Origin of the sequence: Streptomyces sp. NPDC051684 (genome assembly GCF_044453445.1) — a bacterium.
Classification (GTDB): Bacteria; Actinomycetota; Actinomycetes; order Streptomycetales; family Streptomycetaceae; genus Streptomyces.
On sequence record NZ_JBITCS010000006.1, the window covers coordinates 91,075 to 104,306 of the forward strand.

12 protein-coding genes are annotated in these 13,232 nt (G+C 71.0%); 7 read left to right on the plus strand and 5 right to left on the minus strand.

Annotated features, from left to right (window positions below):
• Nucleotides 1-10 precede the first annotated feature (10 nt).
• Complete coding sequence (locus ACIA8D_RS09490) at nt 11-661, plus strand: thymidine kinase (RefSeq protein ID WP_399230313.1); 651 nt, start codon at nt 11-13, stop codon at nt 659-661.
• A 56-nt stretch (nt 662-717) separates the two neighbouring features.
• On the opposite strand, the gene ACIA8D_RS09495 is transcribed toward ACIA8D_RS09490, so the two are convergent.
• Nucleotides 718-1,494, minus strand: coding sequence for a VOC family protein (locus tag ACIA8D_RS09495; protein WP_399230315.1), 777 nt, complete (start codon nt 1,492-1,494; stop codon nt 718-720).
• Nucleotides 1,495-1,768: 274 nt separating this feature from the next.
• On the opposite strand from ACIA8D_RS09495, the gene ACIA8D_RS09500 reads away from it, so the two are divergent.
• Nucleotides 1,769-2,632, plus strand: a complete 864-nt coding sequence (locus tag ACIA8D_RS09500) for a sulfurtransferase (protein WP_399230317.1) — start codon at nt 1,769-1,771, stop codon at nt 2,630-2,632.
• A 68-nt stretch (nt 2,633-2,700) separates the two neighbouring features.
• Here ACIA8D_RS09500 and sepH read toward each other — a convergent pair whose 3' ends face one another.
• Entirely contained in the window at nt 2,701-3,804 is a 1,104-nt protein-coding gene (gene sepH, locus ACIA8D_RS09505; RefSeq protein WP_399230320.1) for a septation protein SepH, read from the minus strand.
• 519 nt (nt 3,805-4,323) lie between these two features.
• On the opposite strand from sepH, the gene ACIA8D_RS09510 reads away from it, so the two are divergent.
• A complete protein-coding gene (locus ACIA8D_RS09510; RefSeq protein WP_399230321.1) occupies nt 4,324-5,622 on the plus strand; it encodes a hypothetical protein in 1,299 nt (432 codons plus the stop codon).
• A gap of 30 nt (nt 5,623-5,652) precedes the next feature.
• On the opposite strand, the gene ACIA8D_RS09515 is transcribed toward ACIA8D_RS09510, so the two are convergent.
• Entirely contained in the window at nt 5,653-7,002 is a 1,350-nt protein-coding gene (locus ACIA8D_RS09515; RefSeq protein WP_399230323.1) for a D-arabinono-1,4-lactone oxidase, read from the minus strand.
• Nucleotides 6,932-8,209 (minus strand): MFS transporter, encoded by a 1,278-nt coding sequence (locus ACIA8D_RS09520; RefSeq protein ID WP_399230325.1) that lies wholly within the window; start codon nt 8,207-8,209, stop codon nt 6,932-6,934. The genes ACIA8D_RS09515 and ACIA8D_RS09520 overlap by 71 nt, the downstream gene beginning before the upstream one ends.
• Nucleotides 8,210-8,314: 105 nt before the next feature.
• Here ACIA8D_RS09520 and ACIA8D_RS09525 point away from each other — a divergent pair, with 105 nt between their 5' ends.
• Nucleotides 8,315-9,454: a ferrochelatase gene (locus tag ACIA8D_RS09525; protein WP_399230327.1), complete on the plus strand. Its 1,140-nt coding sequence runs from the start codon at nt 8,315-8,317 to the stop codon at nt 9,452-9,454.
• Between the two features lie 85 nt (nt 9,455-9,539).
• A complete protein-coding gene (locus ACIA8D_RS09530; RefSeq protein ID WP_399230673.1) occupies nt 9,540-10,316 on the plus strand; it encodes an inositol monophosphatase family protein in 777 nt (258 codons plus the stop codon).
• Between the two features lie 109 nt (nt 10,317-10,425).
• On the opposite strand, the gene ACIA8D_RS09535 is transcribed toward ACIA8D_RS09530, so the two are convergent.
• Complete coding sequence (locus ACIA8D_RS09535; protein ID WP_356378267.1) at nt 10,426-10,599, minus strand: hypothetical protein; 174 nt, start codon at nt 10,597-10,599, stop codon at nt 10,426-10,428.
• Nucleotides 10,600-10,940: 341 nt separating this feature from the next.
• Here ACIA8D_RS09535 and ACIA8D_RS09540 point away from each other — a divergent pair, with 341 nt between their 5' ends.
• Both ACIA8D_RS09540 and ACIA8D_RS09545 read left to right on the plus strand, forming a co-directional pair.
• Nucleotides 10,941-11,594: a response regulator transcription factor gene (locus ACIA8D_RS09540; protein WP_266714992.1), complete on the plus strand. Its 654-nt coding sequence runs from the start codon at nt 10,941-10,943 to the stop codon at nt 11,592-11,594.
• Nucleotides 11,595-11,601: 7 nt separating this feature from the next.
• A complete protein-coding gene (locus ACIA8D_RS09545) occupies nt 11,602-12,843 on the plus strand; it encodes a sensor histidine kinase (protein WP_399230330.1) in 1,242 nt (413 codons plus the stop codon).
• Nucleotides 12,844-13,232: the final 389 nt, after the last annotated feature.

The following is a 13,232-nucleotide window of genomic DNA, read 5'->3' on the forward strand; positions in this document are numbered from 1 at the left end:
TCAACTCCCCATGCCCGAGCTGGTGTTCTTCTCCGGAACGATGGACTGTGGGAAGTCGACCCTCGCTCTGCAGATCGAGCACAACCGCTCGGCGCGCGGCCTCCAGGGGCTCATCTTCACCCGCGACGACCGGGCGGGGGAGGGCAAGCTCTCCTCCCGCCTCGGCCTGGTCACGGACGCCGTGGAGGTCGCGGACGACCTGGACGTCTACGCGTATGTGGTCGAGCACCTCTCGCACGGCGGCAGAGTGGACTACCTGATCGCGGACGAGGCGCAGTTCCTGGCGCCCGGACAGATCGACCAGCTGGCCCGCGTCGTCGACGAGCTGGAACTCGACGTCTTCGCCTTCGGCATCACCACGGACTTCCGCTCCAAGCTGTTCCCCGGCTCGCAGCGGCTGGTCGAACTCGCCGACCGCGTAGAGGTGTTGCAGGTGGAGGCGCTGTGCTGGTGCGGCGCCCGCGCCACGCACAACGCCCGTACCGTCAACGGCGAGATGGTCGTCGAGGGCGCTCAGGTCGTCGTCGGAGACGTGACCCGCGTGGCGGACGAGATCGGCTACGAGGTGCTGTGCCGGCGCCACCATCGGCGCCGGATGACGAGCGCCACCGCGCACGCGGCGCCGCTGTCCCCGGACGTGCTGCCCGTCGGCTCGGCCTGAACGAAACGCGGGACGGGGACCGCGGGCCCCAGTGGACGCGCCGGTGGACGCCCCGGCTACGTGGCCAGGGACGCCACCACCGAGAACTCCGCCCCCTCCGGATCCGCCACCGTGGCCACCCGTCCGTGTGAACCCTCGCGGGCGGGGGACACCACGTGGCCGCCCAGATCGGCGACCCGCTCCACGGCCTCGTCGACGTCCTCGACCTTGAAGTACGTCATCCAGTGCGGGCCCTGGTCACGCGGCAGGGCGTGACCGGCGCCGTGCACGGAGGCCACGGGCCGACCCGCCAGGTGCAGGGTCAGGAAGTCGAAGTCGGCGGAGACGAGGGCCTCCTCGGTGTATCCGAAGACCGCCTGGTAGAACTTCGCGACGCTCGCGGTCTCCCGCGTCACCAGCTCGTTCCACACCATCGCGCCCGGCACCCCGGTCACCGCCGAGCCCGCGTGCTCGCCGGCCTGCCAGATCCCGAACACCGCACCCGCGGGGTCGGAGCCGATCGCCATCCGGCCGGCCTCCCCGGCGTCCAGCGGACCCACGCCCACCGTGCCGCCGCAGTGCCGCACCGTCTCGGCCGTCGCGTCCACGTCGTCCGAGGCCAGATAGGGGGTCCAGGCGATCGGCAGCCGGCGGTCGGGTGGCAGCTGGCCGATCCCGGCGACCTCCCTGCCGTCGAGGAGCGCCCGTACATACGGGCCGAGCTGCTGCGGGCCGGGCCTGAACTCCCAGCCGAACAGCGCCCCGTAGAACTCCTGGGTCGCCGCCATGCCGTGCACCATCAGACTCACCCAGCACGGGGTGCCCGGTGCGCGCCGGGCTGCTGCCTCGGTCATCGTCACTCTCTCCTCGGAACGGAACCCTCGGGGCCCGCGGCTCGGGATCCCACATGTCAAGTGGCGCCGTGCCGATGTTGGCGCTCGGTGCCGCACGACGCTCTTCGGCCGCGCCGAAGCCGGCGAACTCCCCGCTGAGGGTGCCCGAAACGGTGTTTCGCATACGTTTCGGCGCCACGACCCTGCCATGTCCGGTCAATAGACGCTCGGTAGTCGATCGAGCACGCTATACGACCGGGAGCGCGCGGGCCAGAGCATGAGCAAGGATGGGCCCATGAATGCCATCATCTCCGCATCCGAACTTGCGAGCGAGTTGGCGGGCGAGCGGCCCCCTGTTCTGCTCGACGTCCGCTGGCAGCTCAGCGTCGCCAAGGCTGGGGGAGCGCCCGCGTTCGACGGTCGTGCCGAGTACGCGGCGGGCCATCTGCCGGGCGCGGTCTACGTCGATCTCGACACGGAACTTGCTGGTCACGCGGGTCCGGGCGAGGGCAGGCACCCGCTGCCCGAGCTGTCCGCGTTCGGCGTGGCGATGCGCTCCGCCGGCGTCTCGGCCAACCGCGACGTCGTTGTGTACGACGGCGGCCAGGGCTGGGCCGCGGCGCGCGCCTGGTGGCTGTTGCGCTGGACGGGTCACCCGTCCGTGCGAGTCCTCGACGGCGGGCTCGCCGCCTGGGACGGCCCCCTGGAGACCGCGACGCCGACGCCGACGCCGGAGCCGGGCACCTTCGACCCTGCACCCGGTGCCACCGGATTGCTCGACGCGGACGCCGCCGCGGCGCTGGCCCGCTCGGGTCTGCTCCTGGACGCCCGCGCCGCCGAGCGTTACCGCGGCGACGTGGAGCCCATCGACCGCGTCGGCGGCCACATCCCCGGCGCGGTGTCCGCCCCGACGACGGAGAACGTCGGCGACGACGGTCGTTTCCGCCCCGCCGCCGAGCTCGCGGAGCGCTTCAAGTCCCTTGGCGCGAACGGCGATCCGGGCCAGGTCGGTGTGTACTGCGGCTCGGGCGTCTCGGCCGCGCACGAGATCCTGGCGCTCGCCGTCGCGGGCATCGACGCCCGGCTGTACGTCGGTTCCTGGTCGCAGTGGTCCGCCGACGAGACGCGCCCGGTGGCCACGGGGCCGGACCCGCAGTAGCCGCCGCTGCGCAGAGGGGGCCCGCGCCGACTGAACGGCGAGGGCCCCCTTCGCGTACAAGAGGTGGGCTACTCCTGCTTCTTGCGGCGCGTGCCGAAGACGATCTCGTCCCAACTCGGCACGGCGGCGCGGCGACCGGGGCGGACGCCGTCGGCCTCCGCCTGGCGGTCGGTGGTGCCGGTGAGGCGGTCGCGGTGTCCGGCGACGGCGCGCGGCATCAGGATGTCCGCGTACGCCGATCCGGCCCCGGCCGAGGCCGCGGGAGCCGCCGGCTCCTCCACCTCGGCGGCTGCGGGCGGCTCGGGCTCCTCCTGCGGAGGCTCGGGAGCCACGGCGGGACGCTCGGGAGCCACCGAGGGGCGCTCCGGCACCGCGAGGTCGCCGCGGTAGCTCGGTACGGCCTCCAGGAGGCTGGTCAGCGAGTCGCGCTCCGGCGGGGCGGACGAGGCGATCGCGGGCAGCTCCGTCTCCTCGGGCTCCGGCTCCGAGGGCGGCGTGGGCCGCTCGAGCTGCCGGTCCAGGGCCCGGTCGAGGGGACGGTCCCTGGGCAGTCGGGCGATGCGCGGCACGAACGGGAACGTGGGTTCGGGTGTGCCGATGTCGTCGGACTCGCCGATCAGCGAGCGCGCCTCGTCGTCCACGGCCTGGACGAGCCTGCGGGGCGGGTCGTACGTCCAGCTCGCCGAGTGCGGTTCGCCCGCGACCCGGTAGACGAGCAGGACTTCCCAGGTGCCGTCGTCCCGGCGCCAGGAGTCCCACTGGACCGTGTCCTTGTCGGCGCCGCGCAGCAGGAGACGCTCCTGCACCGCCTCGCCCAGCTGGGGTCCCGCGTTCTCGCCGGGGCGGCGCACGGGGGTCTTCCTGGCGCGCTCCGCCATGAACGCGCGCTCCGCGAGCACGGGACCCTCGAAGCGGCGCACCCGGTCGACCGGGATACCGGCGAACTGCGCGACCTCCTCGGCGGTCGCGCCTGCCCGTATGCGCGCCTGAATGTCGCGTGGGCGGAGGTGGCTCTCCACCTCGATCTCGATCTGGCCGAGGCGCGGACGGTCGCCACGTACGGCGGCCCGGAGGCGCTCGTCGATCGGCAGCGTGTACTCCGTGCTGTCCGCAGCCTTCAGCACCAGCCGTGTGCCGTCGTTAGAGACGGCCACGACACGCAGTTCGGGCATGGGGACCTCCCGGGTGGTGCCTGCCGACGTCACGTGCGTCGCTGCTTCCGCTAGTCGAGTGTGGCCTGCCCGGGTGCAGCCTGCCACAACCTTGCCGAGTTGCCCGGCGTGTCGGGCATGGGCCCTGGTTCGCCGTTATGGCACGGTTACCTATTCGCAACGCTAAGTGACGGACTCCGTCACCCTGTGCAGCGAACCCCCTCCCCACGGTCCTGGCAGGACCCGAGCACCCTGGCGGGAGACCGGACCCAGGGCTCGCAACAGTACTCCATTCGGGCCACTTGCGTGGATCGGCACGCCGCCGAAGTTCTCTCGGGGGGCGGGAGTTGGGGCGACGGGCTCCCGATCGTGGCGGGCGATGTGTGGGGCCCGCGTGTTCTGCTTCACGAAATCTCCCGAACCGGAACTGATTCGTCCTCCGATACGTCCTTTCTCTTGCGTCCCAGGGAGTTCGCTTACTCTTGGGAGCTTCGCTGTGGCATGGGTGGTTTTGTCGCGAAAGGCAGGCAAGGTTCGACGATGGGCAAGAAGCCGGAGATCTCCGAGGACATATCCGAGGACAGGGAGGAAAAGCCCAAGGAGAGGCGGCTGGATCTGAGCGTCCCGCAGGTGGCGGGCAGTGCGGTCGCCGCCGTCGTGGCCGCGAAGCTCGCCTCCGGCCTCGGTGTCTACGGGACGATCCTCGGCGCCGGCGTGGTCAGCGCCCTCGCCACCTGCGGCGGCACGCTCTTCCAGCACTTCTTCAGGCGCACCGGTGAACAGATACGCGACGTCCGGGTGGTGAAGCCGAAGACCCGTCAGGTGCCGGTGACGGGGCACGGCACGCCCGTGCCCCGGACGTTCCGCTCGGACTCCTCGATGGATGCCACGCGTTCGATGGTCACGGGCTCGGAGCCGCCCGCGGCGCGCCCGGCCATGACGGCGCTGCCGACCACCACGACCTGGGGCACGCGCGCGACCCCGACCGCGGACGCCGAAGAGGCGGCGGCCCTGCCGCAGATCTCCGCGCTCGAGCAGGCCACCGCCATGGAGCGGATCTCCGACCCGACCACCGCGGGGACCCAGTTGCTCGACACGGGCGCCGTCGCCGACCTGTTGCCCGACGAGGACACCGACAAGACCCGGCTGCTGGGCGCCGTGGGCGTGACCGCCGCGGCCGACCCCGAGAAGACCCAGTTGATCAGTCCGGAGACGGTCGACGAGGCCACGCGGATGCTGCGCGTCACGGACGGCGAGCACCCCGAAGGCGGCGAGTTCGCCGAAGGCGGCGCGGACGCCGACGACGAGTTCACCGAGGGCACAGTGCACCGTTCGCGCATCAAGAGCTGGAAGCGGCCGCTGATCGCCGCCGCGCTCGTCTTCGGCGTCACCATGTGCGGCATCACGACGTACGAACTGATGTCGGGCCACGCCTTCGGGGGCGGCGGTGGCACCACCATCGGCGACGCCTTCAAGGGGCGGAACTCGTCGTCCGACAGCGACACCACCCCGGACACCACGCAGACGCCCTCCGACGACAGCAGCACCGGCTCGGACACCGGCACGCAGCAGAACGGCGACGGGTCCACCACCGCTCCGGACCCGAGCGCCACGCCTTCGTCCGGTGCCAGCGACGGTTCCGGCACGGGCGCGGACTCCGGTTCGGACAGCGGGTCCTCGGACTCGGGCTCGGACCCCGGTTCCGACAGCGGGTCCTCCGACTCCGGTTCGGACTCGGGCTCCGACAGCGGTTCGGATTCCGGTTCGGACAGCGGCAGCACCACCGACCCGACCACCGCTCCCACGCAGGGTTCGGACGTCCAGCCGCAGTCGGAGTGACCCGCCGGCGGCCCCTTCCGGGGCTGCCGGTCAGTCGCCGAGGACCCGCCGCAGATAGGCGTTGCCGAACACGCGGTCCGGGTCCAGGCGGTCGCGCAGCGCCGTGAACTCGCCGAAGCGCGGGTACGCGCGCGTGAAGTACTCCGCGTCGCGGGTGTGCATCTTGCCCCAGTGCGGACGCCCCTCGTGGGCGGTGAGGATCTGCTCGGCCGCGGTGAAGTACCGGTGGTACGGCGTCCCCTTGTACATGTGCACGGCCACGTAGGCGGTGTCGCGGTCGGACGCCGTGGACAGCGCGATGTCGTCGGCCGGGGCGGTGCGGACCTCGACGGGGAAGCTGATCCGCAGCCGTGAGCGGTCGACCATGGACTTCAGCTCGCGCAGCGTGTCGACGAGGGCCGCGCGCGGAACCGCGTACTCCATCTCCACGAAGCGCACGCGGCGCGGCGACGTGAAGACCTTGTACGGAATGTCCGTGTACGTCCGGGAGGACAGCGCCCGGCTGGAGACCTTGGCGATCGACGGGATCGTGGCGGGCACCGCACGGCCGATCGAATTGACCACCTGGAACAGCCCGTTGGAGAGCAGCTCGTCCTCGACGAAGCCGCTGAGCTTCGAGACAGGGGCCTCCGGGCCCGCGCTGCGGTTGTTGCGCTTGGTGTTGCAGCTGCCCGTGTGCGGGAACCAGTAGAACTCGAAGTGCTCGTTCTCGGCGTGCAGCTCCTCGAAGTCCGAGAGCACGCGATCCAGGCTCATCGGCTCCTCGCGCGCGGAGAGCAGGAAGATCGGCTCCACGGCGAAGGTGATCGCCGTGATGATGCCGAGGGCGCCGAGGCCGATCCGGGCGGCCGCGAAGACCTCGGGGTTCTCCTTCTCGGAACAGGTGAGGAGTTCGCCGCTCGCGGTGACCAGCTCAAGACCCTTGATCTGCGCCGCGATCGACGCGGAGTCGCGACCCGTGCCGTGGGTGCCGGTGCTGGTGGCGCCGGAGACCGTCTGCTCCATGATGTCGCCCATGTTCGTGAGCGACAGGCCCTCGCGGGCCAGGGCCATGTTGAGTCGCTTGAGCGGGGTGCCGGCCTCGACCGTGACGGTCCCGTTCTCCCGGTCAATGCTGCGGATTCCGGTCAACAGTTGAGGGCGTATCAACATCCCGTCGGTGGCGGCCGTCGCCGTGAAGGAGTGGCCCGAGCCGACGGCCTTCACTTTGAGGCCGTCCTGCGCGGCGCTGTGCACCGCCGCCGTAAGTTCCTCGACGGAGGCGGGCGTCACCTCTCGCACGGGGCGTGCGGTGACGTTCCCCGCCCAGTTACGCCAGGCTTCGCTGCTCTTCCGGCTGCCCGTCCGCGTGCCCGGCGTACCCCGCTGTGCCCTGCTCATCCGTGCTTCCTCCCCGCTGCGGAACGACCGGCCGCTTCAGCCGGCGATAGCCGAGGAGCCCGACGAGGACCGCGACGGCGCCGGAGACTCCCGGCACCGCGTACCCGACTTCCGCCCCGGCCGCGTCGATCACCCAGCCGGCCACGGAGGAGCCGAGCGCGACGCCGACCGAGAGTCCGGTACTCACCCAGGTCATGCCCTCGGTCAGCTTCGCGCGAGGTACGTGCTGCTCGACGAGGGCCATCGTCGTGATCATCGTCGGTGCGACGGACAGGCCCGCGACGAAGAGCGCCACGGCCAGGAGTGGCAGGTTCCCGACCAGTTGGAGGGGGATCATACTCACGGCCATCGTGACGACACCCACCAGCCACCTGGGAGCGGGTGCCCCCTTGAAGTGCAGCAGGCCGAACAGGGCGCCCGCGATGCACGAGCCGGCCGCGTACACGGCGAGCACCACGCTGGCCATCGACTTGTGCCCGAGGTCCTCGGCGTAGGCCACCGTTACGACGTCGATCGAGCCGAAGATCGCCCCCGTCGCGACGAAGGTCGCCACCAGAACCTGCAAACCACGCGCGCGAAGCGCCGATCCGCGGCTGTGCTGTTCACGCGGGTGCGGCACCGGTTCCGTGGCCCGCTGCGAGGTCAGCCAGAAGACACCGACCGCGAGGAAACAGCCCGCCAGGAGCGGCCCCGCCTCCGGGAACCACACCGTGGACAGGCCGATCGAGATGATCGGCCCGAAGACGAAGCACATCTCGTCGAGGACCGACTCGAAGGAGTATGCGGTGTGCAGGCTGCGCGGGACGTCCCCGTACAGGGCCGCCCACCGGGACCGGATCATCGAGCCGACGCTCGGCACGCAGCCCACGAGCGCCGCGCACGCGAAGAGGGTCCAGTCCGGCGCCTCGTACTTCGCGCACAGCAGGAGAGCGGTGACGGCGACGAGCGAGACCAGCGTGGCGGGGCGGAGCACCCGCCGCTGCCCGTGCCGGTCGACGAGCCGGGAGATCTGCGGCCCGAGGAGCGCCGCGGACAGCGCCACCGTCGCGGACAGGGCGCCCGCGAGTCCGTAGCGCCCGGTCAGCTGGGAGACCATCGTGACGATGCCGATGCCCATCATCGACAGCGGCATACGGCCGAGCAGCCCCGCCGCGGAGAAACTCTTGGTTCCGGGCAGGGCGAAGATGGCGCGGTAGGGACTGGGCAACTCGACTCCGGTAAGGCGTAAAAGCGTTCGATACAGCTTACGTGCGCCACGACGGGGGCACACGCGGTTTTTCGCCTGTCAGTGCCGGGTGGCAGGATCGAAGTCATGCCAGAAGCGCACGCTGCCAGCCCCGATGCCCGCCCTTACGACGCCCTGCTGCTGCTTTCGTTCGGCGGCCCGGAGGGCCCCGACGACGTCGTCCCGTTCCTGGAGAACGTGACGCGCGGCCGAGGCATCCCCAAGGAGCGGCTCAAAGAGGTCGGGCAGCACTACTTCCTGTTCGGCGGGGTCAGCCCGATCAACGACCAGAACAGGGCCCTGCTCGACGCCCTGCGCAAGGACTTCGCCGACCACGGCCTGGAACTGCCGGTCTACTGGGGCAACCGGAACTGGGCGCCGTACCTGACGGACACGCTGCGCGAGATGGTCACCGACGGCCACCGTCGCGTCCTCGTCCTCGCCACCAGCGCGTACGCCTCGTACTCGGGCTGCCGCCAGTACCGCGAGAACCTCGCGGAGTCGCTCGCGGCCCTGGAGGCCGAGGGCCTGGAGCCGCTGACGATCGACAAGCTGCGGCACTACTTCAACCACCCCGGCTTCGTGCGCCCCATGATCGAGGGCGTCCTGAAGTCGCTCGCCGAGCTCCCCGAGGACGTCCGCTCCGGCGCCCACATCGCCTTCACCACGCACTCCATTCCGAACGCGGCGGCCGACACCTCCGGACGGACCGAGGAGCACGGCGACGGCGGCGCGTACGTGAAGCAGCACCTGGAGGTCGCGCGGCTGATCGCCGACGCGGTGCGCGAGGAGACCGGCGTCGCCCACCCCTGGCAGCTCGTCTACCAGTCGCGTTCCGGCGCCCCGCACATCCCGTGGCTCGAGCCCGACATCTGCGACCACCTGGAGGAGCGTCACGCGGCGGGCGTCCCGGCCGTCGTCATGGCGCCCATCGGCTTCGTCTCCGACCACATGGAGGTCCTCTACGACCTCGACACCGAGGCCGAGGCCAGGGCCGCGGAGCTGGGCCTTCCGGTGCGCCGCTCCGCCACCGTGGGAGCCGACCCGCGCTTCGCCGCCGCCGTTCGGGAGCTGGTCCTCGAGCGGGCCGCCACCGAGAGCGGGCGAAACGTCACCCCTTGCGCCCTGGGCGCCCTGGGCGCGAGCCACAACCTGTGCCCCGTGGGCTGCTGCCCCGCCCGCACCCCCAAGCCGGCCGCGGCCGGCGCCGACAGCCCGTACGCGTAAGGACAGCCACGTGCCCGACTCCCAGACCGGCAAGGCCACCGAGGCCGCCCGCACCTCCGACGACCTCGCGCCCCTCAAGGCGGAACTGCTCGAGATCGCCCTGGAGGCGGCGGCCAGGGCCGGTGTGTTCCTGCGCGACGGCAGGCCCGAGGACCTCGGCGTCGCCGCCACCAAGACGAGCGCCGTCGACGTCGTCACCGAGATGGACATCGCCTCCGAGAAGCTGATCACGGACTACCTGGCCGAGCGCCGCCCCGACGACGGGGTGCTCGGCGAGGAGGGTTCGTCCAGAGAGGGCACCAGCGGTGTCCAGTGGGTGATCGACCCCATCGACGGCACGGTCAACTACCTGTACGGGCGCCCCGATTGGTCCGTCTCCATCGCGGCCCGCAAGGACGGCGAGACCATCGTCGGCGTCGTCGCCGCCCCGATGCGCGCCGAGACCTGCCGCGCCGTCCTCGGCGGGGGCGCCTTCGTGAACGACCGTCCCGCGCACACGCGCGTGGCGCCGCCCCTCGACCAGGCCCTCGTCGGCACCGGCTTCGGCTACCTGGAGTCGCGCCGCGCCCGCCAGGCCGAGGTCCTCGGGCACCTGGTGCCGCGCGTGCGCGACATCCGGCGCGGCGGCTCGGCCGCCATCGACCTGTGCGACGTGGCGCTCGGCCGCCTCGACGCGTACTACGAACGCGGCCTGAACCCTTGGGACTTCGCGGCCGGCGACCTCATCGCGCGCGAGGCGGGCGCCCGCACCGGCGGCCGCCCCGGGGAGCCCCTCTCGCCGGAGCTGACGGTCGCGGCGCCCCCCGGCGTCTTCGAGCCGCTCCAGAACTGGCTGGAAGAACTCGGCGCCTGGCACGACTGAGCGTTCCGGCTCACGGAACCGCAACCGGGAGCACACCCGCGAGCGCACACGAAAGGGCCCCGGCGCCCGCCTGGATCGAACCAGGCGCCGGGGCCCTTTCGCGCGTACGTCAGACGCTCGAGGCGTGAACCTCCACGCCGTGCTCGGCGGCCAGGCGGCGGAGGTCGTCCAGCTCGCCCTGCTCGACCTCGGCAAGGAAGTCGTCACCGGTCTCGCGCGCCCGCGTCAGGTCGGTCTCGGCCGCCCTAATGCGCTGCAGAAGTCCTGCGGTGAATGCGTCCATGGTTGCGCCCCCTCGTCCTGGGTCGTGGGTCGATGGCACGGGGGTGTGCCCTAGGAAGGGTCGATCACGTCCCGAGGCGCCTCTGGCGGATGTGCGGTCTCGACAGCGGCTCGTGGCATGCCACATACAAAGCGTGATCGCGGGTGTAAAGCCGTCCTCCCCAAGGCCCCTTCCGGAGAAACCTCGACCCGCGCAGAAAAATCCCGCGTTCCCCGGACGCCAGGCCGTCTTACAGCCGGTTTATGGCCGAAAGGGGCAGGATGGTGCCCACAGCCAACACCGAACCCACCCGCGCGCCCCGAGATGCGCGCCGGTGGGCGACCAGAGGAAGGACAAGCGACGTGCGCGTACTCGTCGTCGAGGACGAGCAACTGCTCGCCGATGCGGTGGCCACCGGACTCCGCCGGGAGGCCATGGCCGTCGACGTCGTGTACGACGGTGCGGCCGCCCTGGAGCGCATCGGCGTCAACGACTACGACGTGGTCGTCCTCGACCGCGACCTCCCGCTCGTGCACGGTGACGACGTGGCCCGCAAGCTCGTCGAGCTGGGCATGCCCACCCGCATCCTCATGCTGACCGCCTCCGGCGACGTCAGCGACCGCGTGGAGGGCCTGGAGATCGGGGCGGACGACTATCTGCCCAAGCCCTTCGCGTTCAGCGAGCTGACGGCCCGTGTGCGGGCCCTCGGGCGGCGCACCAGCATGCCGCTGCCGCCCGTCCTGGAGCGCGCGGGGATCAAGCTCGACCCGAACCGCCGCGAGGTGTTCCGGGACGGCAAGGAGATCCAGCTCGCCCCCAAGGAGTTCGCCGTCCTCGAGGTGCTGCTGCGCAGCGAGGGCGCCGTCGTCTCGGCCGAGCAGCTCCTGGAGAAGGCCTGGGACGAGAACACGGACCCGTTCACCAACGTCGTGCGGGTCACCGTGATGACCTTGCGCCGCAAGCTGGGCGAGCCCGCCGTCATCGTCACCGTGCCCGGCTCGGGCTACCGGATCTGATCCCTCGATGGCCGCCGCACCCGCGCCACCCTCCCAGGCGCCACCGAAACCGACATGGAAGCCCGGGACGAAGGCGGAGCCGCCCTTCCCGTGGCTCCGCCCGACCATCCGGATACGGCTCACGCTGCTCTACGGCGGCATGTTCCTGATCGCGGGCATCCTGCTGCTCTCGATCATCTACCTGCTTGCCGCGCAGGCCCTCGACGTCGGCGGCGATCTGCCGTTCAAGGTCACCGACGGGCATGTCATCAGCACCAGCTGCAACTTCCCGCCGGGGAACATCTCGGCGAGCGAGCTGAACGACCTGATGAACTCGTGCGTCAACAAGCAGCGTCAGCACGCCCTCGACGTGCTGCTCAGCCGCTCCCTGATGGCCCTGATGGGCCTCGCCGTCATCGCCTTCGCCTTCGGCTATGCCATGGCGGGCCGCGTCCTGTCCCCGCTCGGCCGGATCACGCGCACCGCGCGCAGGGTCGCCGGCACGGACCTGACGCGCCGCATCGAGCTCGACGGGCCGGACGACGAGCTCAAGGAGCTGTCGGACACCTTCGACGAGATGCTGGACCGCCTGGAGCGCGCGTTCACGGCGCAGCAGCGCTTCGTCGGCAACGCCTCGCACGAGCTGCGCACACCGCTCGCGATCAACCGCACCCTCCTGGAGGTGCACCTCTCCGATCCGGGCGCCCCGGTGGAGCTCCAGCAGCTCGGCAAGACGCTGCTCGCCACCAACGAGCGCAGTGAGCAGCTCGTGGAGGGCCTGCTGCTGCTCGCCCGCAGCGACAACCAGATCGTCGAGCGCAAGCCCGTGGACCTCGCGGAGGTCGCCTCGCAGGCGATCGACCAGGCCAGGGCCGAGGCCGACGAGAAGGGCGTGGAGATCCGCGGAGAGTGCAAGGAGGCGGTGATCCAGGGCAACGGTGTGCTCCTGGAGCGCATCGCCCTGAACCTCGTGCAGAACGCCGTCCGCTACAACATCCCCGAAGGGGGATGGGTGCAGGTGGACACGGAGGCCCAGCACGGCCAGGCGGTCCTGGTGGTGGCGAACACTGGCCCGGTGGTCCCCGCGTACGAGATCGACAATCTCTTCGAACCGTTCAGGCGGCTGCGCACCGAGCGCACCGGCAGCGACAAGGGCGTGGGCCTCGGGCTCTCCATCGCCCGGTCCGTCGCGCGGGCCCATGGCGGCCGCATCACCGCCGAGCCGCGCGAGGGGGGTGGGCTCGTGATGCGGGTCACCCTGCCGATCTAGGTCGGTTCGACGTGCGTCCCGCGCAGGGATCTGACATGCTTCCGCCGACGCGCTGAGGGCGTTCGCTTTTGGCTGAATTTTCCGGACCTGCGCCGGGGGTTGCCGTGTGTGATCGATCACATGGACCTTTTTTCGGCCGTCCACTCTCCGTGATCGCAAAAGCCGTGTGAAAGCCGGGAAAGTCCGGGTTTTCGGGCGCCTTGATCACGGGAAGTACACGGGGTGGCGCCTGTGCAGTGCGGCAATCGGACCGTGTACGGTCCCGTTCGCCACCCAAGACGATCACTCGTGAGGGGTCCAGTTGGGTGTCGATTGAGTAACAGACCTTGATGTGAGGCAAAATCTCCGCCTCAGGTCGGGCACAAGTCCGGCCTCTCATGCGTTACGGC